General features: G+C 46.9%; 19 protein-coding genes. 5 read left to right on the top strand and 14 right to left on the bottom strand.

Going from position 1 to position 18,406, the window contains the following annotated elements:
* Positions 1-36: 36 nt before the first annotated feature.
* From ABTV53_RS24295 to ABTV53_RS24305, 3 genes are all read right to left on the bottom strand, one after another.
* Positions 37-969, bottom strand: a complete 933-nt coding sequence (locus ABTV53_RS24295; RefSeq protein ID WP_433747382.1) for a sensor histidine kinase — start codon at positions 967-969, stop codon at positions 37-39.
* Positions 966-1,631: a response regulator transcription factor gene (locus ABTV53_RS24300; protein ID WP_433754337.1), complete on the bottom strand. Its 666-nt coding sequence runs from the start codon at positions 1,629-1,631 to the stop codon at positions 966-968. The genes ABTV53_RS24295 and ABTV53_RS24300 overlap by 4 nt, the downstream gene beginning before the upstream one ends.
* Positions 1,632-1,834: 203 nt before the next feature.
* Entirely contained in the window at positions 1,835-2,686 is an 852-nt protein-coding gene (locus ABTV53_RS24305) for a DegV family protein (RefSeq protein ID WP_433747385.1), read from the bottom strand.
* Between the two features lie 305 nt (positions 2,687-2,991).
* Here ABTV53_RS24305 and ABTV53_RS24310 point away from each other — a divergent pair, with 305 nt between their 5' ends.
* From ABTV53_RS24310 to ABTV53_RS24325, 4 genes are all read left to right on the top strand, one after another.
* Positions 2,992-3,768, top strand: coding sequence for an ABC transporter permease (locus ABTV53_RS24310; RefSeq protein WP_433747388.1), 777 nt, complete (start codon positions 2,992-2,994; stop codon positions 3,766-3,768).
* Positions 3,765-4,565 (top strand): ABC transporter permease, encoded by an 801-nt coding sequence (locus ABTV53_RS24315; protein WP_433747391.1) that lies wholly within the window; start codon positions 3,765-3,767, stop codon positions 4,563-4,565. Before ABTV53_RS24310 ends, ABTV53_RS24315 begins: the two co-directional genes overlap by 4 nt.
* Before the next feature lie 22 nt (positions 4,566-4,587).
* Positions 4,588-5,556 carry an ABC transporter ATP-binding protein gene (locus tag ABTV53_RS24320; protein ID WP_433754338.1) on the top strand — a complete coding sequence of 323 codons (969 nt, stop codon included), beginning with the start codon at positions 4,588-4,590 and terminating at the stop codon, positions 5,554-5,556.
* Between the two features lie 96 nt (positions 5,557-5,652).
* The gene (locus tag ABTV53_RS24325; RefSeq protein ID WP_433747393.1) at positions 5,653-6,330 is read left to right on the top strand and encodes a succinylglutamate desuccinylase/aspartoacylase family protein; all 678 of its coding nucleotides are present in this window, start codon (positions 5,653-5,655) and stop codon (positions 6,328-6,330) included.
* Between the two features lie 158 nt (positions 6,331-6,488).
* Here the strand turns inward: ABTV53_RS24325 and ABTV53_RS24330 are convergent, their stop codons facing one another.
* The 10 genes from ABTV53_RS24330 to ABTV53_RS24375 form a co-directional block, all read right to left on the bottom strand.
* Positions 6,489-6,881 carry a MerR family transcriptional regulator gene (locus ABTV53_RS24330; RefSeq protein WP_433747395.1) on the bottom strand — a complete coding sequence of 131 codons (393 nt, stop codon included), beginning with the start codon at positions 6,879-6,881 and terminating at the stop codon, positions 6,489-6,491.
* A 29-nt stretch (positions 6,882-6,910) separates the two neighbouring features.
* Entirely contained in the window at positions 6,911-8,398 is a 1,488-nt protein-coding gene (locus tag ABTV53_RS24335; protein WP_433747398.1) for an alpha/beta hydrolase family protein, read from the bottom strand.
* Positions 8,399-8,482: 84 nt separating this feature from the next.
* Positions 8,483-10,045 carry a glycoside hydrolase family 32 protein gene (locus ABTV53_RS24340; RefSeq protein ID WP_433747401.1) on the bottom strand — a complete coding sequence of 521 codons (1,563 nt, stop codon included), beginning with the start codon at positions 10,043-10,045 and terminating at the stop codon, positions 8,483-8,485.
* 42 nt (positions 10,046-10,087) lie between these two features.
* Positions 10,088-10,915, bottom strand: coding sequence for a carbohydrate ABC transporter permease (locus ABTV53_RS24345; RefSeq protein ID WP_433754339.1), 828 nt, complete (start codon positions 10,913-10,915; stop codon positions 10,088-10,090).
* The gene (locus ABTV53_RS24350) at positions 10,915-11,799 is read right to left on the bottom strand and encodes a carbohydrate ABC transporter permease (RefSeq protein ID WP_339305572.1); all 885 of its coding nucleotides are present in this window, start codon (positions 11,797-11,799) and stop codon (positions 10,915-10,917) included. Before ABTV53_RS24350 ends, ABTV53_RS24345 begins: the two co-directional genes overlap by 1 nt.
* Positions 11,800-11,943: 144 nt before the next feature.
* Entirely contained in the window at positions 11,944-13,272 is a 1,329-nt protein-coding gene (locus ABTV53_RS24355) for an ABC transporter substrate-binding protein (RefSeq protein WP_433747405.1), read from the bottom strand.
* Positions 13,273-13,434: 162 nt separating this feature from the next.
* Positions 13,435-14,415, bottom strand: coding sequence for a LacI family DNA-binding transcriptional regulator (locus ABTV53_RS24360; RefSeq protein ID WP_433747408.1), 981 nt, complete (start codon positions 14,413-14,415; stop codon positions 13,435-13,437).
* A 92-nt stretch (positions 14,416-14,507) separates the two neighbouring features.
* The gene (locus ABTV53_RS24365) at positions 14,508-14,951 is read right to left on the bottom strand and encodes a FixH family protein (RefSeq protein WP_433747411.1); all 444 of its coding nucleotides are present in this window, start codon (positions 14,949-14,951) and stop codon (positions 14,508-14,510) included.
* Positions 14,952-14,970: 19 nt separating this feature from the next.
* Positions 14,971-15,420: a disulfide oxidoreductase gene (locus ABTV53_RS24370; protein WP_124118173.1), complete on the bottom strand. Its 450-nt coding sequence runs from the start codon at positions 15,418-15,420 to the stop codon at positions 14,971-14,973.
* Positions 15,421-15,546: 126 nt separating this feature from the next.
* Positions 15,547-15,864: a winged helix-turn-helix transcriptional regulator gene (locus ABTV53_RS24375; protein ID WP_433754340.1), complete on the bottom strand. Its 318-nt coding sequence runs from the start codon at positions 15,862-15,864 to the stop codon at positions 15,547-15,549.
* A 158-nt stretch (positions 15,865-16,022) separates the two neighbouring features.
* Here ABTV53_RS24375 and ABTV53_RS24380 point away from each other — a divergent pair, with 158 nt between their 5' ends.
* Positions 16,023-16,658 (top strand): nitroreductase family protein, encoded by a 636-nt coding sequence (locus ABTV53_RS24380; RefSeq protein ID WP_433747415.1) that lies wholly within the window; start codon positions 16,023-16,025, stop codon positions 16,656-16,658.
* A 58-nt stretch (positions 16,659-16,716) separates the two neighbouring features.
* Here the strand turns inward: ABTV53_RS24380 and ABTV53_RS24385 are convergent, their stop codons facing one another.
* Positions 16,717-18,339, bottom strand: coding sequence for a copper amine oxidase N-terminal domain-containing protein (locus ABTV53_RS24385; RefSeq protein ID WP_433754341.1), 1,623 nt, complete (start codon positions 18,337-18,339; stop codon positions 16,717-16,719).
* Positions 18,340-18,406 lie beyond the last annotated feature (67 nt).

Raw genomic sequence — 18,406 nt, forward strand, 5'->3', positions numbered from 1 at the left:
AAACCTTAAGTCTCTCCGGACACGCCAATGCAGGGTCTACCAAGCCTTTAAGGTAACCGAAAATACAGTCCGTTGATGTGGAACACTATGTAAATGGATGGTCCCCCCCATTCGCTCAACCAGCCGCTTCGTAATCGTCAGACCGAGGCCGCTGCCCTGATAGAGGCGATTACGGGAATCCTCCAGCGTATACATACGTTCGAACACACGACTATGCTCGCTTTCAGGAATCCCCTTCCCTTGGTCCCAGATCTGTAGCGTCACAGGTTCACCTATCGAATGGTCAAGTGAAAGTCCTAGCACCTTACCCTCTGCTCCATATTTCATTCCATTGGTAATGAAATTATCCAGCACACGGTCCAATGCTTCTTCATTCGCTTGCACGTAGATATCACCATCAGGTATCTCCAACTCCACCTGCAACCCCAGATTCGTCAACATTTCATAAAAGGAGATCATCTTCAACCGGCATAATTCGCTTATATTCACTCGACTAAGCACCAGCTCCGTGTCTCCAGATTCCAGCTTCGCCAGATCAAAAAAGGAATGGATCAAACGCAGCACTTCCTGCGCCTTATCTTGTATTTTCTCCGTCATAACCTTCCGTTCCTGATCGGTCAATGATGGGCTGTGCAGCAAGGTCTCACTATAACCCAGCACAACGGTGAGCGGCGTTTTGAGATCATGTGAAATGTTGGAGAGCATATTACGCATCTCCTTCTCCTGGTTCGCATAACCGGCCTTAGCGCGGTGCGCATGATCCAGCAGCTGGTTCATATCTTTCAGAAGCTGACTGACTTGGTCATCACTATTGAATACAAGCAAGCGCTCAAAGGTGCCTTGGTCCAGAATTGCGGATATTTTCTGATGAATATAGGACAGGTGTTGGTTTCTTTTCCGGAATTTCAACCACAATACAATGAAGGCCATGGCCAGAATACCTGTCGTGATGGCAAAAATCAGTGTCATCCCTGCTCAGCCTCCAGCTTATATCCGATGCCCCAGAGTGTCTTGATATACTGGGGAGCCGAAGGATCTGCCTCCAGTTTCTCACGCAGACGACGCATATGTACGTTAATGATATTTTCGTCTCCGTAATAATGGTCATTCCAGACGGAAGCGTAAATTTGAGCCTTCGTAAATACTTTGCCAGGATGGGTAACGAACAGCTTCAGGATGCCAAATTCCTTGGATGTCAGCTTGACGGGTGTACCTTCACGTTCCACCTCGTACGTCTCCATGTCAACTACGAGTCCTCCAATGTGAATACGTTGATCTTTAGCCTCTTCAGCCACAGGAGGATTGTTATAATTGGCGCGGCGAATCGCAGCTTTGATGCGGGCAGTCAGTTCGATTAACGAGAACGGTTTGCTCAAGTAATCATCTGCACCGAAGCCCAGACCTAACGCTTTGTCCACCTCCCCATCCTTCGCAGACAGAATGAGTACAGGTACCAGACTGACTGCCCGAATGGTTTGCAGCACATCCATCCCACTTTTGCGGGGCAGCATCAGATCCAGAATAACCAGATCATACCCGGGTTGTGACTGGCTGAACTGACGTTCTGCCTCTAAGCCGTCATATGCATAAGTGACGTCGTAGCCCTCTTTTTCCAAGTACGGCCCGACCATCTCACTAATTGAACGATCATCTTCAACAAGCAACAAGCGGTGACTTAACACATGTTTCCCTCCAACATGAACAGTTTTCTTTATTACCTCACAGTTTGTTTGAATTGGCAATGACATACGAAAAAACCTGACAGGAGCACCACTTTGACATCAAGTGTGTTTCCTGCCAGGTCTTTGAGAGTTTATAGATGAATGCTGTCCGTCTAATCTCTGTATCCGTTCTCGCTGTGTATCCAGCACAGTCCAATGGTTCCTGCACCTGCATGGATACTTACCACAGGGATAAACGGCATGATTTCGGTCTTTAATCTAGGCAGCAAAGCTGCAATCTGTTTTTTGATTGTAACAGCTTCTTCCTGATTGTTGGCATGCATAATGCACACATGCTTTACTTTCTCCATATCCAGCTTGAGCATATCGAGCATGCGCTCTTTTGTCCGCTTGAACGTACGGATCTTCTCATTCACAACCACTTTGCCCTCTTCAAATCGAAGCAGCAGATGGATCTTGAGCAGTTGACTGATGATTAGCTGGGTGCCGGACACCCGACCACTGCGATGAAGATGCTGAAGGCTGGCCGGTATGAGGTAAAAGGACATGTTATCAATCATCTGTTCAATATTTGCTTTGATCTCGGAAGCCGAACACCCCTGCTTCTGCCATTCCAACCCTTGCATAACCATCTCGCGAAGAGGATAGGCGCCTGCCTTTGAATCAATTGCGGTCACCGTCACCCCTGCAATCTCCGCAGCCTGCATAGATGTATGCAGCGTTCCACTTAGCTCAGTAGAGCAATGAATCGTAATAATCTCATCGTACTTGTCTTTGAGCGATTCATACAGTTCAATGAACTCGCCAATGGGTGGCTGCGAACTGCTCGCACGTGAAGCCTCCGCAAGTTTCTCATAGAACATTTCAGATGTAATGTCATCGGTTTCCCGGTAACATTCCTCTCCAAATACGATGCGCAGCGGTACGATGTAGATATGATTTTGCTCCGCAAAAACGGGATCCAGTGTGCTGGTACTATCGGTGACCCATGCAATTTTCTTCATGACATCCTTCTCTCTTGCCGGATTGTTCGTTCTGTATCCTCAATCGTCAAGCACAAGCCCGGCGGTTTATTTAAAATTTGAATATTTCATATTGTAAACGTTTGCGATACTACCTCTCAATTATAAATGAACGGACAGACCGTTGTCTTGTGGCGCAATCATGAACAACCCTGTTAATACCATTATTAGCTAAAAAAATGTCTTGCCTGTGAAGGAATAAATTGGTATGCTGTTGTCCTTCTCTCTTTTTCGCCTTGACTGAAGTGAACGGAAACGCCGTTCAATCCACTTATCGGAGGTGTCACATGCTTTATTTCACTCTGGCTTCCAAAGCCTACTCCCGGAATCTGCAATACCGCGGGGCACACATGGTACATAACCTGGCAAGCGCCATGTTTGGTTACATGTATGCCTGCCTCTGGATCGGCATCGGGGCCGACCATACTCTCGGGGAATACGGGACACAAGGGATGATCAGTTACATTGCATTCACGCAATCCTCTCTCTGGATCTCGGGTTTTCTCACGAACGGATTGGGTATTCCCTTATCTGTCAGGACAGGGCAGATCGCACTGGATCTGATGAGACCTGTTCATCTGTTTACCCACCTGATGGCACGCGAATGGGGGCAGATTGCCTACCAGTTTGTGTACAAAAGTATTCCGATCTACCTGCTCTTCTCCATTGTCTTTTCCCTGCATTGGCCCTCAGACGTTTCAACACTATTCTATGCTGCACTTGGTCTTACCGGCGCCGCATACTTATCCATCTGTATGAACTACATCATTGGTGCCACGTCGATGTGGACTACGGAGTCCTCCTGGCTTCACTGGGGCAATCACGCGATGATGAATCTGCTGGCTGGTTTTTTCATTCCGCTAGAGTGGCTACCGAACTGGCTTGAACAACTTGCCTGGATATCACCCTACCCTTTCCTGCTCTATGTACCTACGCGAATCTATCTTGGTTTCGAAGATGGCTCCTTGTTATGGGGAACCTTGCTTTGGTGTGTCTTCATGACGCTGATCTGTCTTGTGATCACCCAAGTGTTACGTCGTAAAGTGGAGGTGCAGGGCGGATGAAACGAACTTCCTGGTTCAATTTATATAAAATGCTCATTCGAACAAGCATTCGCAGCCGAATGCAATACAAGTTCAATTTCATCATGGCGGCTGTACTAGCCGCTTTAATTCAAATTTCCGAGTTTCTGATGGTTGCTCTCGTGCTGCACAAATTCGGAGCAATCAAAGGCTGGTCCCTCCATGAGATCGGTTATCTCTTTGCCATCATGACGTTATCCAAAACACTGTATCGAACGTTTGGCAATGAGGTGCATCATCTTGAAAAATATCTGGTTAATGGTGAGCTTGATCAACTGTTAACACGTCCCATGCCCGTATTGCTGGCACTGCTGCCGCAAAACTTCCGCATCATGGCTGGGGAAGTCCTGCAAGGCGGGTTCATTCTTTGCTGGTCTTTGGCAGGCATGATGCACAGCGGACAGATTGGCTGGATCGCCATTCCCTTCTCCCTGCTCATTATCCTGACGGGCGCAGTCATTCTTTTTTCCATCGGACTCGCTACTGCCACGCTCGGATTCTGGACCACACGCATTGAGGAGTTACAGACGATCACTGAGGATGCAGCTCGAACGGCTGCCCAATATCCGCTAACGTTATATCCCAAATGGATGTCTGGCATTCTGCTAACGGTGATTCCCGTGGGATTCGTCAACTACATTCCGTCACTTTACCTGCTACGGGGTGAAGGAGGCGCGTGGATTCTTGTTGCTGTTGCGGCGGTTGCCGTACTGAGTCTGGCTGCAAGTCTGCGTTTCTGGCAATTCGGCATGACCAAATATCAAAGCACAGGTAGCTAAGGAGGCGTAATGCATCATGAACATGATCACAGCAAGGCATCTGCAAAAGGAATTCAAAACTCCTGTTATTCGCGAAGGGCGTTTCTCCGGGTTACGTACGTTATTTTCACGTGAGTATGTGTCCAAGGAAGCGGTACGCGATATCAGTTTTGATATCGGCCCAGGTGAGTTTGTGGGTTACATCGGTCCGAACGGGGCTGGCAAGTCTACCACGATCAAAATGCTGACAGGTATCCTCCACCCAACCTCGGGTGAGGTACGGCTTGACGGTATGAACCCGCATCAGGACAGGCGCAGGACCGTTGGTCGACTAGGCGTCGTGTTTGGACAACGCAGCCAACTCTGGTGGGATCTGCCCGTGAAAGATTCCTATGATATTCTGGCCGAGATGTACGGCGTCCGTGCCGAGGACAAAAAGAGACGGCTGTCCCAGTTCGCCGAGCTGCTGGACCTTGAATCGTTCTGGGCCACGCCTGTCCGCAAGCTCTCGCTTGGACAACGCATGCGTGCAGATCTCGCAGCTTCCATGCTGCATGACCCGCAACTGCTTTTTCTCGATGAACCGACGATTGGACTGGATGTGAACGCAAAGCGTAACATTCGTCAGTTTTTACGTACATTAAATGAAACATTTGGCAAAACAATTTTACTGACCACACATGACATGGACGATATCGAGCAGCTATGCAGTCGGGTGATGGTGATCAATCACGGTCAACTTACATATGACGGCACGATCTCATCACTTCGCGAAACCATCGGACTTCCTACGTTGATTCGAGTAACATTCCGGGGAGCGTTTCACCTCCCCGACGTTATATCGCCCGCGATACACATTACAGGAGTGGAAGGGCAGATTGTCACCGTGGAGGTGAACCGGAAGGAATGGAGCACGATGGACATTCTGAAGCAGCTTGAGCAATGGGGTGAGATTGAAGATGTGGAGATGAAGGAACCCGATTTCGAAGATATCATCCACCGGGTGTATTAATTAGCCCATTATGTGAGGAAATAGGATGAAGACCTGTTCTTGCGCCGTTACATGAAAGAGGGACATGGCGTACTGTACTATTGGAGGTGAAGCGTCATGCTTGTGACCAAACATGTCCTTGCAGCATCCAGCGTACACGCGACTCCCTATTTCATCGTACGTGGTATCATGCCGGGACCGGTGATGTTCATTACATCCGGGGTTCACGGGAATGAAACGGCGAGTATGGCCGCTGCGCAAAAACTCGCAGATGATTGTGCGACAGGTCGTCACGTCATTCAGCGAGGGCTGTTAATTATCGTGCCACGTGTGAACCAGCAAGCCTACGCCAAGAAAATCAGAGGCAAGCCAGATCTGAATCGTACGTTTCCACGCCGTATGTCAGGCAAGGCCAAGCATCCGCTCGCTGCGGCAGTTTTTCGTTTGGCGCGTGAACATCGGGCCGATTGGTGGCTTGATCTGCATGAGGCCAATGGCCTGTCTCAACTGAGTTCCCGAGTGCTTGGACAGACGTTGATCACCAATCCCGGCAGTCGCACGATTCCAGCTTGCAGAAGAGTTATCGAACGGATGAATCGGTCGATTGCCATTCGTGATCGTCACTTTAACCTCAAGCAGCATGAATTGCCAGGATCTGCCCGTACAGCAGCTTCAAGACTATTGCAAGCCCGTTCCGTCACGGTGGAGACCTGCTGGAGTCTGAAACGCTCTACTCGTATCAAATATCAAACGGCGATTGTTCACCATTTTCTGCGTGAAGCGGGCATGTCATGATTAAGAGCATTACAATAGAATTAAAAGAAACCTCGAAACAGATAGCGCCCGAAGTACATCCTCAGGCGCTATCTGTTCGAGGTATTAAATTTTGTTCCTCGTTTCCCATTACTTTGAAACATTTCTACGTTTATCTCTGCAGCATTGCATGCAGATACTCACTCAGTCACCCTGAACGATTGAATATAATTGTCGATATCGTCCTCCGGTGTATGCAACAGTCGTGCCAGATGAATCTGCATCTGTTCCAGATGATCAATATGTTTCTGAATGTCAACCATGCGTTCGCGTACAAGGGTTTTTAACGTATCCTTATCCATGTCTTCCTGGCTGAGCAGTTGCAGAGTCTCTTGTATCTCCTTTAAGGAGTAGCCCAGCGACTGGGCATCCTTAATGAACTTCATCTTGACCAGATAATCCCCGGTATACAGCCGGTATCCATTGGATGAACGACGGGGAGCAGGAAGAATCCCGTTATCCTCATAATAACGTAGGGTTGCCATACTGACACCGGTGCGCTTAGCGAGCTCTCCCCTTGTCATAGTTTCCATCGCTAGATACCCTCCATCTTTCTGCGGAGTTATTCCGCTTTTTGGTGACGTAGCTTGGTGTACTTAGTGTCATAAGTGGCCTCAGTATATTGGGATGAAGGGCCTTGTAACAATGGCTGCTCTTCTTCCTTGATGTAACGATCAAAGAATGCCAACGTGTATGATCTGGTGATATCCACATTATGTTCTGGCGTCATGCCTCGGGCAAACAGTTTCGGTGAAATTAACGAAATATCCGTAAAGCTCTGATGGAAGAAATTCTCCACCGTCAGATAATAGGTATCATTCAGGCTGCTCGTCATCACTCGATCCAGATCAGGCTTAAACTCTGGATAGGCTACTTTTTCCGTTTCGGTGGCATCCGGTTCCAGACTTTTGGCAGTTCCACCTGACATGATGTACATAAACGGCTGTTTCAGGGCTGTTCTGGATACCGATCCCCAGAATCCGCCTTCCAAACTCAGGCCTGCCTGGAAACGTTCATCCTGCGCCAGTACTTCAGCTGTCGTTGCCCCACCATATGAATGTCCCATGATGCCGACGTGATCCAGATCAAGTTTGCCTTGGAGCCGTTGATTCGGGTCATGTGAATTCCACTCGGTAAGCGTATCAAGCACAAAACTTGCATCATCTGCACGAATGCCTATGCCTTCTACATTATATTGATATAATTCTGCTGACGTTGCAAACTCAGGGTCGGCCATATAGGAAACTGCATGTCCATCGGGGAAATTCACTTGTGCAGACGTATAAGGGTGATCTATCACCACGACAATGTAACCGTGGCTAACCAGCTCCTCAATCATCGTCATGCTCTGAAACCGGGCTGAGCGAATCCCCGGCGAGAACAATACTACCGGATACTTGTTCTGGGCAGCGGACATCTCGGCTCCTTGGACCACATGTGTTGGAATGGTATCCAGATAACTGAACACCTGAGACGGAATGCCGAAGACCAGACTGATCGCTTCTCCCAGTTCACTAGGATAATGCTCCAGGGGCAGCCCTTGGGCAGCCTTCTGATCCACCGGATACCACACATTAATCATCAGTTCACGCTTGTCCCCGGCCTCGGGTGTTTTGGTCTCTTCGCGAGATTCATCCACCAGGTGTTGAGAGAATGTGCCAATCGCATAGGTGCCGGTTGGTTCAGGCATCGTAAAAGCCGGCAACAGCCAGGTCAGTATGATTGAACCTGCACTGAAGGCCAGAACGAGAATCGATGCCAGCGTCATCTTTATCCATGAACGACGGTTAGGTTTCAGTGCACTCTGAACATAACGGCTATTGCGGTATGATTTCATGAGTTGAATGATTAACGTAATGAATAATACAAGTGTAACGATATAGGTTGGTATCATCTGCACACGAAATGAATTGATTAAGCCATGCAGAAGCACTGCCAGAATCAGAGCTGTGAGTGTCCCCACTGTCATTGCTCGGTGCTTCGGAAACACCAGCATGAGTACCGTAGCAGCTACGGTTACCAATACCAAAATCCATTCTAAAATCCTCATTATTCAGCCTCCAATATTTCTTGATAAAAAAAGAATAAACCTTGAAGTATACTTCAAGGTCAAGGCTGAATTTTAGATAGCATTTTATCGAGGAATTCGTAAATCCCATTTGCGAAGTTCGGTCAATGTACACGTTCCGGAAGAGAATGCCTTAATACCTGTTGAGTTCGGCCCAGGATATATCCGCCCAGTCATTACCCGTTCTCCCTGCTGAATGAACACCTCAATGGAGCTGACATCCATAAAAATATGAAGTTCCAGCTTCCCGTCAAGCAGTTCCACTGTCGCAGCTCGTTCTCCGCCCGGCCCTTGCCCGGCGTGCTCGCGATTTAAACATAAACGACGACGCTCTACATCATAGGAAATCACGGTTTCTTCATCCTCACCCGTGCGCAGCTTCAACCCGAAGTGTCGTGCCTGTTCCGCTTCGAATACAGCATAAAGTTCGTAACAGTTTCCGCTACCGCCAAGATCAAAATCATGCTCATCACCGTTTAAATGTATATCATACTGCTCGGTGCCTTCCGACCTGTACTGTTTAAGCTCGGGAAGAGGCTGGAATATCAATCGTTCTCCCCTGCGAATCAATTGTCTAGGCAAAGTCATCGCTCCCGCCCAGGCATGGGACTGTTGTGTCGGAATTTCCGTCTCCCACGTATCCATCCAGGCCATCATAATTCGTCGCCCCTGTGCATCCTCCATCGTCTGAGGAGCGTAAAAGTCGAAGCCACAATCCAACGGAACGTACTGCTCATACTTCAGCACACCCTGGACTTCATCCAACGTTCCCATCATATAAACGGTCGAATGCAAGTTGCGATAGTTATCTCCCTGAGCAGGCATGCGCTGCGGAGACATGATCAGCACATCTCGGCCATCCAGTGTGAACAGATCGGGACATTCCCAATTGTCACCAAGCGTCCCGTCACTCTGGGCCATAATGTTGACATAACTCCAATCCAGCAAGTCCGTTGAGCGGTATAACAGAATGACGCCTTTGCCCGCAGCATCATTCGATCCAAGGACGCAATAGTACACACCGTTTCGTTCAAACACTTTCGGATCACGGAAGTCTTTCGGACTGGTATGCTCTGGGATTTGGTCCAGCCGAATGACCGGATTCAGCTCGCTTTTGACAAAATCGATCCCGTTGTCTGAGACAGCAATATTCTGTGTCTGCAAGTAATCGTTATCCTTGTCAGGTCCAGTGACAACATGCCCGGTGTACATCAACACCAATTTGCCATCCTGCACGATTGCACTTCCGGAGAAACAGCCTCCACTGTCGTAGCTCTGATCCGGTGCCAGTGCAACAGGCAGATAAGACCATGTAACCAAATCACGGCTCACCGCATGGCCCCAGTGCATAGGCCCCCATACCGGTTCGTAGGGATAATGTTGATAGAACATATGATACATCCCACCGAAGTATATGAAGCCGTTGGGATCATTCATCCAGCCCACCTCTGGCATCAAATGATAATCCATCCGATAAGTTGGATCAACCCGGTGCCGATGCTCCTTGATATATGCATTAGCCCGGGCAAGTGTAAAGCTCTCCTTCTTTTGATCCGAAGAAGTCGTCAATCCAAGGTCTGTCTCATGCCTGGTGTCTGTCTCCTGCTTCTCGTATCGTTCCTGATTCATATGTCCTTCACTCCTGTCTCTCTCTATATCACCCAACTGAACTTATTTGATAGCTCCTTGCATGACCCCCTGAATAATGTACTTCTGCGCAAACAGATAAACGATCAGTACAGGCAGCAGGGTCAAAACCAGACCAGCCATCAGTGGACCATAATCCACCGTGTATGTCCCATAAAAATAAAACGTGGACAGCGGAAGCGTTCGCTGCTCGGATGAAGTCAGTACCAAGGAAGGCAGCAGAAAATCATTCCATATCCACAGTACATTCAGAACACTGATCGTTACGGTTGTTGGCAGCAACACCGGCAGTACGATGCGAAAAAAGGTCTGCACTCTGCCGCAACCATCCATTAGAGCCGCTTCTTCGAGCTCCAGTGGAATACTTTTGATAAAGCCATGGTAGATAAATACAGCGAGCGGACTGCCAAAGCCAATATACATGTAGATTAGCGACCACTTGTTATCCAGCAGGCTGAGCGAGCCGTATATTTTCACCAGCGGAATCATAATGGCCTGAAACGGAATTATCATCGCAGCTACCATCAGGAAAAAGAGATACTGATTCAGTTTGCTTTTGTGACGAACAAAGTAATGGGCTGTCATCGCTGCAAAGAGAGCAATCAGTAATACACCTGCAATGGTAATGAGCAACGAATTGCTGAAGGCGGATACATATCCCATTTTGTCAAACGCATTGACGTAATTATCGAATTGAAAAGAGCTTGGCAAACCCAGCGGATCAGAGGTAATTGCCTGATTAGCCTTGAATGAATTGACGATTAGAAGTACAAAAGGAAATACAAACAAAATCATCACAATGATTAATGTAATAAACTTCATCCAGTTGAGAATGCGCGATTGTCCAGCCATCATGCCTCGACCTCCAGTTTTTTGCTGAAATAGACCTGGAGCAATGTAATGGCGGCTACAAGGATAAACAGAACAAAGGCTTCTGCCTGACCCAATCCGTAGTCACGAGCAAGAAAGGCCTGCTCATAAACATGCATGGATACCATCTCTGTACTCTTGAAGGGTCCGCCACTGGTCAGGGAGACGTTCAGATCATACACCATGAACCCCCGTTGCAGTGACAAAAAGATGCATACAATAAACGAAGGAACCATCAGTGGCAATACTATGCGTGCCAGCATTTTACGATTACTTGCCCCATCAATGCTGGCTGCCTCCATAACATCCTTCGGCACATTCATGAGTCCTGCAATGTAGATTACCATCATATAGCCGGCATACTGCCAAACGGTCACCACAATGAGTGCCCAGAACGCTTTATCCGGGTCAGCCAGCCAAGAGGTGGAGAACAGTGAAAGATTCATTTTTTGTCCTGCAAAGACGAGTACCTGATTAAATATAAACTGCCAGATGAAACCAAGCACGATTCCGCCCACCAGATTCGGCAGAAAAAATCCGGCCCGAAACCAGCCCTGTGCCTTCATTCCCCGGGTTACAGCGTAAGCGAGCAGGAAAGCAACCGCATTGGTCAGCACAACGGTAATAAATACGTACTCCAGCGTCATCCCGAATGATTTCCAGAACACGGTGTCCTTGAACACACCAATATAATTATCCCAGCCAACAAAGGTTTGATCGATGGCAATGCCATCCCAGTTCGTAAACGTCAAATAAATACCATACAAAAATGGAATAATCATCACTGTAGCAAACGCAAATAATGTCGGGCCTGTAAAGATCAGGCGGGTGCGCAGACGTGTCCATAATCCTTTTTCGGTCAGCATTGTCAACCTCCACTCTATCCAAATAATTAGCCTAACGGTTATGCCGGAAACAAATTGAACAGACCTCATGTGGAAGCTGTACATTCATCTCCGGCGTACCGCGAGTCTCTCTCTATGTGCTACATAGTGCTAAAATTAATTCCTTTATTTCACGTTGCTCCAGTATGCCTGAATTTCGCTGGCAAGTCCGGCACGGTCAATGACGTTAGCCAAATATTTCTGCATGGATGCACCCAATTTGGACCAGTGATCCGCAGGAAGTGTACTCATTGATTCCTCGATTTTGCCTGCCTTGATGTATTCACTAATGGATTTGCCAAGTGGGTCGGTTGGCTCCAATGTAATGTTGCTGAATGCCGGAATAATGCTGGCTTGATTCACCAGGAAATCCTGACCTTTTTCGTTATACACGATCCAATCCAAAAATTTCTTCGCTGCTTCCTGCTGCGCTGGTGTGCTCTTTTCCTTATCCAGCAATATTCGTTTGGATACAGCAGCAGAGATTTGCGTATTACCGAAATCATCCGGATTATTGCTCACAGGTACCGGGAGGAAGCCGTATTTTCCATCCGCTGTATCAAAGCTCGAAATTTGCGGCCATGCCCAGTTGCCCTGGAACCAGATGCCAACCTCACCCTTGCCAAGCACCTCAGGTCCACGCTCATAAGTTCCGGACAGGGGAGAAGCCTTGTCAATATTGTAGGTTTTCATCAGATCAAATGTATCCATCAAGCCATTAAACACGGCATTAGATGCAAGCTCCACTTGACCTGCCTTCAGATCGGTAATGAATTGGTCCACCTTCGTACGGTCCGGCGACTGCCCACCATATGCAAGCGCCAGATAATGCGCACCAAGCGACCAATCCATCGGAGATATAATCAAAGGTGATTTTCCAGTAGCAGCGATCTTTTGGAACAACTCATCAAGCTGTGCAGTGGTCTGTACGGACTTTGGATCGAATGTCCCACCTACTGCCTGATCCAATACATTCTGGTTATAGATGAATCCATATCCTTCAATAGAGAACGGGAAGGCATAATTTTTGCCATCAAACGTTGTAGCCGCTGTGCTGTTCTCCACAGCATCCTTCATCCAAGACTCGGATGTGAGATCCAGAACACGATCCTTGAATTTCTCGACATCCCCTGTATCCAGCATCATCATTGTTGTAGGACTGCCGGAGGCATACAAGGCAGACGCTTTTTCAAACGGAGACTGTCCACTGCCTACAGGTACAATTTCAAGTGTGATATTTGGATTTTCGGCATGGAAGTCTTTAGCCGCTTGCTCCAGCTGACTGTTAATTTCCGACTTGGAATTGAGCATCGTGATTTTGACACTCTCACTGCTGCCACCCTCTGAGGCGGAGTTGGACTCCGTCGCTGCTTTACTGCCACATGCCGACAATACAAGCATCATAATCAAAGACAATACCGATAATTTCATCATCCATCTCTGTTCTCTTTTCATCTTGTTATGGCCCCCGATCAATAGTTTAAAAGGAAACGCTTACAATTCGAATTATAATGTCAAAGGTTTGACATGTCAATCGTTTGACATAACATTTTAAAAAAAATTATCCCGCCTTGATTTTATCGTGGTAAACGGAAAAACAGGAAAAAACGACCTGTATCAGGTCGTCTCTCTCTCCACGATGGTAACCGGCAAAATATGCTCCATACCAATCTGCTCTTCCGCGAGCTGGTGCCGAATCAGATCAATCGCAAGCTTAGCCATGGCCTCCACCGGCTGCCTGATCGTTGTTATGCCAGGCATCGTATACGCTGCCGCACGACTGTCATCATAACCAACAATAGCGATATCGTCGGGTACCTTGCGCCCGCCTAACACGATCTGCTTCAGCGCATGCACCGCCATCAGGTCACTCGTTACAAAGAGCCCGTCCACCTCCGGGTGTTGTGCAAGCAGCTGATCCACCAATTCCGTATACTGATGCTGATCAAACACATTCAGATCGGTTTCATGAATCATGACTGGTTTGACTCCATGAGCCTGCAATGTATTAACAAAACCTGTCGTCCGGCGATTGGACAGCATTTGCAATTCCAAATTACCGCAGATATGTGCCAAATGTCGTCTGTTCTTCGAGAGCAACAATTCAGCAGCCATAGCCCCTCCCTGATAGTTATCAGATGAGATAAACGGGATGTCTTCACCGATCTTACGATCAAAGGTTACGATTGGGGAATGCAGATTCATATACTCATCAACTTCCAGTGTATGACTTCCCATAATAATGCCATCCACGCGATTACCCTTAAGCATTTCCACATATTCACGTTCTTTGGAAGGGTCCATGTGGGAATTGCATAACATAATTTTAAATCCATTCTGGTAAGCATGATACTCAACATAGCTAGCCAGTTCTCCAAAAAACGGATGGGATACATCCGGAATAATCAAGCCTATCACATTAGATTGCTTACGCAGAAGAGAACGGGCAATTTCATTGGGTCGATAGTTCAATTCGTCCATGGTTTGATACACTTTGTCCCGAGTCTTCTGACTGATATATCCCCGATTGTTTAATACACGCGAGACGGTAGTTACAGAAACTCCTGCCCTGAGTGCAACATCATGAATAGTTGCCATAACAGCCTCTTTTCCTACAACATTCTTCATACCCTTATTATTATAAACCTATTGCCAACCCTGAACCAAACCCCCGGTATCCACCCGCTGCCTCATTCCGCTACAATTCTTGCTCTGGGCATGCTATGCATAGCTCCGTGTGTAACATGGACCTGTACCACATACGTGCCTGGTTCTTCAAAGGTATGCTGGATCTCATACAGTCCTTCCTCTGTCTCATTGGCCGTAATAGCCCCCTGATTCTCTAGTTCGTCTGCTGTCATCATACCTTGTTCCAGGGATACAGAAGGCGGATCTTCAAGCTCATTCCAGATCTGAAATTGCACATGGTCGGCATGGCTTAATGGTGCATCGCCCTGTGTAAGCTTCACCTGCAACTGTATTGGTTGATGAAGAGTTGCCTTCTCTGGAACGTCAAGTTTCACTTTAATTATCTCCGGCATCTCCCCGGAAGCAGACTGTTCCTCATAGGAGCAGCCAGCGATCAAAATGATTAGCACCAGGAAGGGCATGAACCAACGAGCTTGTCCGCTCATCACCATCTATCCTTTCTTATTAAGAAGATTTTGGTGTTTTGCCGATACCCCACAGCATCACAATGATGATAATAAAGGCGATCAGTGCAAGTAATGGAATCGTGATGAAACCAAACCAGTTTAAATAGTCGGTATAACATGGAACCTTACCGCACGCCACGGCATTGCCTGTAGCCGAAAAAATACGCTGGATCGTTACATGATATAACGAAATACCGCCACCGACGAAACTAAGTGGGAGTACGTATTTGGTGATGCCCACGTCATCCTTAAAGTAGGCAATGCCCAGCAAGATGGTTAGTGGATACATGAATATACGCTGATACCAGCACAGATCACATGGAAGATATCCCTTGATCTCACTGAAATAGAGACTCCCTCCTGTTGCAATAACGGAAACGGCCCAAGCAACAAATAACCGGGTATCCACATTTCTCGCTGGACGCTCCGATTTTGATGATGTACTCATTCCTCTGTCCCCCTCTTCATTTTGCTTATACCAAATGATCATACATCATTCTAGACTCCGTCGGCTATTCAAGCTGTTATGTAGGTCATTACCCGATGATTATACCAAATATTTGAACTTTTGGGTTCATTCATGGTCACATTGAATGTACTCATCCTTTTCCATTCCTTTTTTCCTTGCATACGCATTTCCCCAGTCGCACATCGTGTTCAATACCGGAACAAAGGATCGTCCCAGATCAGTTAAACTATATTCTACTTTTGGCGGAACCTCCTTGAATATTTCCCTGTGAACAAGTCCATCGCTCTCCAGCTGTTTCAATTGGTCGGTTAAGACCTTTTGTGTGATTCCAGGTATCAATTCATAGAATTCCTTGGTTCGTACCGATTGTTGACTCAGAAAAAAAAGGATAAGACACTTCCACTTCCCTCCAGCGATATCCATGAAAATATTTATTCCGGTATTATATTTAACCAATGTCCCGTCACTCCCCAATAGATACTTTAAAGTGGTTATACCACCTTTTTGTACGTTATTTTCGTATTTGTTATTGCCTACTATAATTCAAGGGAGCTCTACATAACAACGATGGAGATGATTTTGTGAGTGTACAAACCATTTTGGAAAAACGACGTTCCGTTCGTCATTTTGATTCAAATTATACGATAAGCCCAGTGATTCTGACATCGCTCATTGAATCTGCAAGCAAGTCACCGAATGGGAATAATATTCAAGCGACCCGGTATCTTATTATTGATGACCCTGATCTCCGGAGCACATTACTACCGATTGCTTACAATCAGCAACAGGTGATCGATGCTTCCGCTTTGATCGTCATGTTAGGGGATTATCAAGCATTTGAAGCGGATAACATCATCAGAATTCACGAAGAAGGCTTTCAGTCGGGCTATTTTGATGAATCACTCCGAGATTATCTGGCGAATGCTGCAATACAATACTATGCCAACAAATCAGATGAAGAGCTGAAGTTGGAGTTAACCCGAGATGTAAGCCTGGCATCGATGTCATTCATTCTGCTCGCCAATGAAGCCGGTTTCGAAACCATCACGATGTCAGGTTATGATTCCGCTCAATTAAAAGCCAGCCTGAATATTTCCGATAGATACTTGGATGTCATGCTGATCGCTGTTGGCAAAGGTATTAAAAATGGACATCAAACGGTACGTCATCCTGTGCATAAAATTATGTATCGCAATATAATAACTTCCTTAGGATAACAAAAAGAAGCTGCCGTAGGGGGCAGCTCTTTTGTTTTAATCTGATTTAATTCTTGAATTACATCGATTTAGTCAGCGTAATGGAACCATCTTTTTGAGCCCATTTCACGTCCCAGTTCAGAAGTTCAGCAATGAAGCGTAGGGGTACTTGCGTACGTCCATCTTTGTTTACAAATACAGTTGCACCCACGTTTTTCTTCACGCCGTTCACTTCCATGACGTTGTTGTTCACCCAGAATTCAAGGGTATCCTCGCCAGCCATTACCGTTACTTGTTGTGCTTTTTTGTCCCATTTCACCGTTGCGCCAATACCTTCACTCAAGAAACGCAGTGGAATGTAGGTTGTGTTTTTCCAAAGCACTGGTGTGGTGTCCATGTTGGTTGTTTTGTCGTTAATTTTCAGCATTTTGCTGTTCAGTTTCATCCACACCGTTGTCATTTCTGGCGCTGGTGCAGGTGTTGCCGGCTCTTGGAATTTGTCGTTGAATTGAGTCACGATGGCATTACCCAGTGCTTGACCTACACCGAACATCACTTTGAAGCCTTCACGATTGGTTGTGTAAGAAACATCATAGTTGCCTGCTGCATATTGATTCAATACGTTTTTCACTTGATTTTCATGTGTTGTCAGTGCTTGTTGTCCTGCTGCTTTTGGCAGATTGCCAGCTGTGGCAGAATCCAGGAATGTAGCAAACTCTGTTGTAAATCCATCAATACGTTTCTCTACTGCTGCACGAGCCGCAGCATCGTTGTTTTTAACCGCTTTTACGTAGTCGCTTTGCGCATTAACGTGATTGGTTACCCAAATTTTCTCGAAAGCATTGGCACCATCATTACCGTAAACAGAAGCAATCGCTGCTTTGAAGTCAGCTGTGTTTCCAGCTTCAGCCGTAATCAGTGCGTTGGAAGCGGCTGTACGTCCATCAAACTCCTCTTGCATCTGCAATGCCGAAAGTGCAAAGTGCTCGGAAGCCAAGTGGTTGAGTGCAGACCTCAGATCGGCTGCTTTGGTATCCGCTTTGGTATTTTCGAATTTCTCAGGCATTTGTGTAGTAATTGCTGTGGAGAGTGCCTTACTTACGTCGAACATTTCTTTGAAACCTTCACGGTAAGCCTTGTATGCATCCGCATAATCCCCAGCTACATACTCATCAAATACTTTTTGCACGAGATCTTCATGTACTTGCAGCGCCTGTTTGGCTGCTGCTTTTGGCAACTTGCCTTCGGTAGCTGTGCTCAGGAATGTGGAGAACTCATCCACAAAACCGTTGATGTTGGCCTGTGCTTGTTTGATGCCAGCCTGGTTGCCCATTTTGGTTGCTTTCACCAGATCATCGGTGTATTTGTTATGAGCGCGGAAGATGCGTTCGAATTCTTTGGCACCTGCATCCCCGTATAGGGAAGCGATCGCTGGTTGCATATCCAGTGCATTCTGGTCGAGTGCTTTGTAGGCTGCATCTGCATCTTTTGCTCCGTCATATGCTTTTGCCATGGCTGTTACTGCGAGTGCAAAGTGCTCGGACAGCAGGTGGTCCAGGTTTGCTCTCAAGTCAGCCGCAGGTGTATTCACGGAAGCTTTCATCATTGTCATTGGTATCTGTGGTGCGGAAGCTGCTCCAGCGATCCCCGGCATCAACAGTGTCAAGCTAAGTACAGGTGCGATAAACTTCTTCATCTTCATTTTCATTACGTGTTCACTCCTCGATTATGTTTTGTGTATAATTTCTTTCCTCGTCGTCGTCTTCATA

The sequence above is a fragment of the Paenibacillus amylolyticus genome (genome assembly GCF_050990605.1).
In the GTDB taxonomy this organism is placed as follows: Bacteria; Bacillota; Bacilli; order Paenibacillales; family Paenibacillaceae; genus Paenibacillus; species Paenibacillus amylolyticus_H.

Coding starts and splice junctions, on each gene's coding strand:
- ABTV53_RS24295 (WP_433747382.1), bottom strand. CDS start 969: ATGACACTGATTTTTGCCATCACGACAGGTATTCTGGCCATGGCCTTC.
- ABTV53_RS24300 (WP_433754337.1), bottom strand. CDS start 1,631: ATGGTCGGGCCGTACTTGGAAAAAGAGGGCTACGACGTCACTTATGCA.
- ABTV53_RS24305 (WP_433747385.1), bottom strand. CDS start 2,686: ATGAAGAAAATTGCATGGGTCACCGATAGTACCAGCACACTGGATCCC.
- ABTV53_RS24310 (WP_433747388.1), top strand. CDS start 2,992: ATGCTTTATTTCACTCTGGCTTCCAAAGCCTACTCCCGGAATCTGCAA.
- ABTV53_RS24315 (WP_433747391.1), top strand. CDS start 3,765: ATGAAACGAACTTCCTGGTTCAATTTATATAAAATGCTCATTCGAACA.
- ABTV53_RS24320 (WP_433754338.1), top strand. CDS start 4,588: ATGATCACAGCAAGGCATCTGCAAAAGGAATTCAAAACTCCTGTTATT.
- ABTV53_RS24325 (WP_433747393.1), top strand. CDS start 5,653: ATGCTTGTGACCAAACATGTCCTTGCAGCATCCAGCGTACACGCGACT.
- ABTV53_RS24330 (WP_433747395.1), bottom strand. CDS start 6,881: ATGGAAACTATGACAAGGGGAGAGCTCGCTAAGCGCACCGGTGTCAGT.
- ABTV53_RS24335 (WP_433747398.1), bottom strand. CDS start 8,398: ATGAGGATTTTAGAATGGATTTTGGTATTGGTAACCGTAGCTGCTACG.
- ABTV53_RS24340 (WP_433747401.1), bottom strand. CDS start 10,045: ATGAATCAGGAACGATACGAGAAGCAGGAGACAGACACCAGGCATGAG.
- ABTV53_RS24345 (WP_433754339.1), bottom strand. CDS start 10,915: ATGGCTGGACAATCGCGCATTCTCAACTGGATGAAGTTTATTACATTA.
- ABTV53_RS24350 (WP_339305572.1), bottom strand. CDS start 11,799: ATGCTGACCGAAAAAGGATTATGGACACGTCTGCGCACCCGCCTGATC.
- ABTV53_RS24355 (WP_433747405.1), bottom strand. CDS start 13,272: ATGAAAAGAGAACAGAGATGGATGATGAAATTATCGGTATTGTCTTTG.
- ABTV53_RS24360 (WP_433747408.1), bottom strand. CDS start 14,415: ATGGCAACTATTCATGATGTTGCACTCAGGGCAGGAGTTTCTGTAACT.
- ABTV53_RS24365 (WP_433747411.1), bottom strand. CDS start 14,951: ATGAGCGGACAAGCTCGTTGGTTCATGCCCTTCCTGGTGCTAATCATT.
- ABTV53_RS24370 (WP_124118173.1), bottom strand. CDS start 15,420: ATGAGTACATCATCAAAATCGGAGCGTCCAGCGAGAAATGTGGATACC.
- ABTV53_RS24375 (WP_433754340.1), bottom strand. CDS start 15,864: ATGGATATCGCTGGAGGGAAGTGGAAGTGTCTTATCCTTTTTTTTCTG.
- ABTV53_RS24385 (WP_433754341.1), bottom strand. CDS start 18,339: ATGAAGATGAAGAAGTTTATCGCACCTGTACTTAGCTTGACACTGTTG.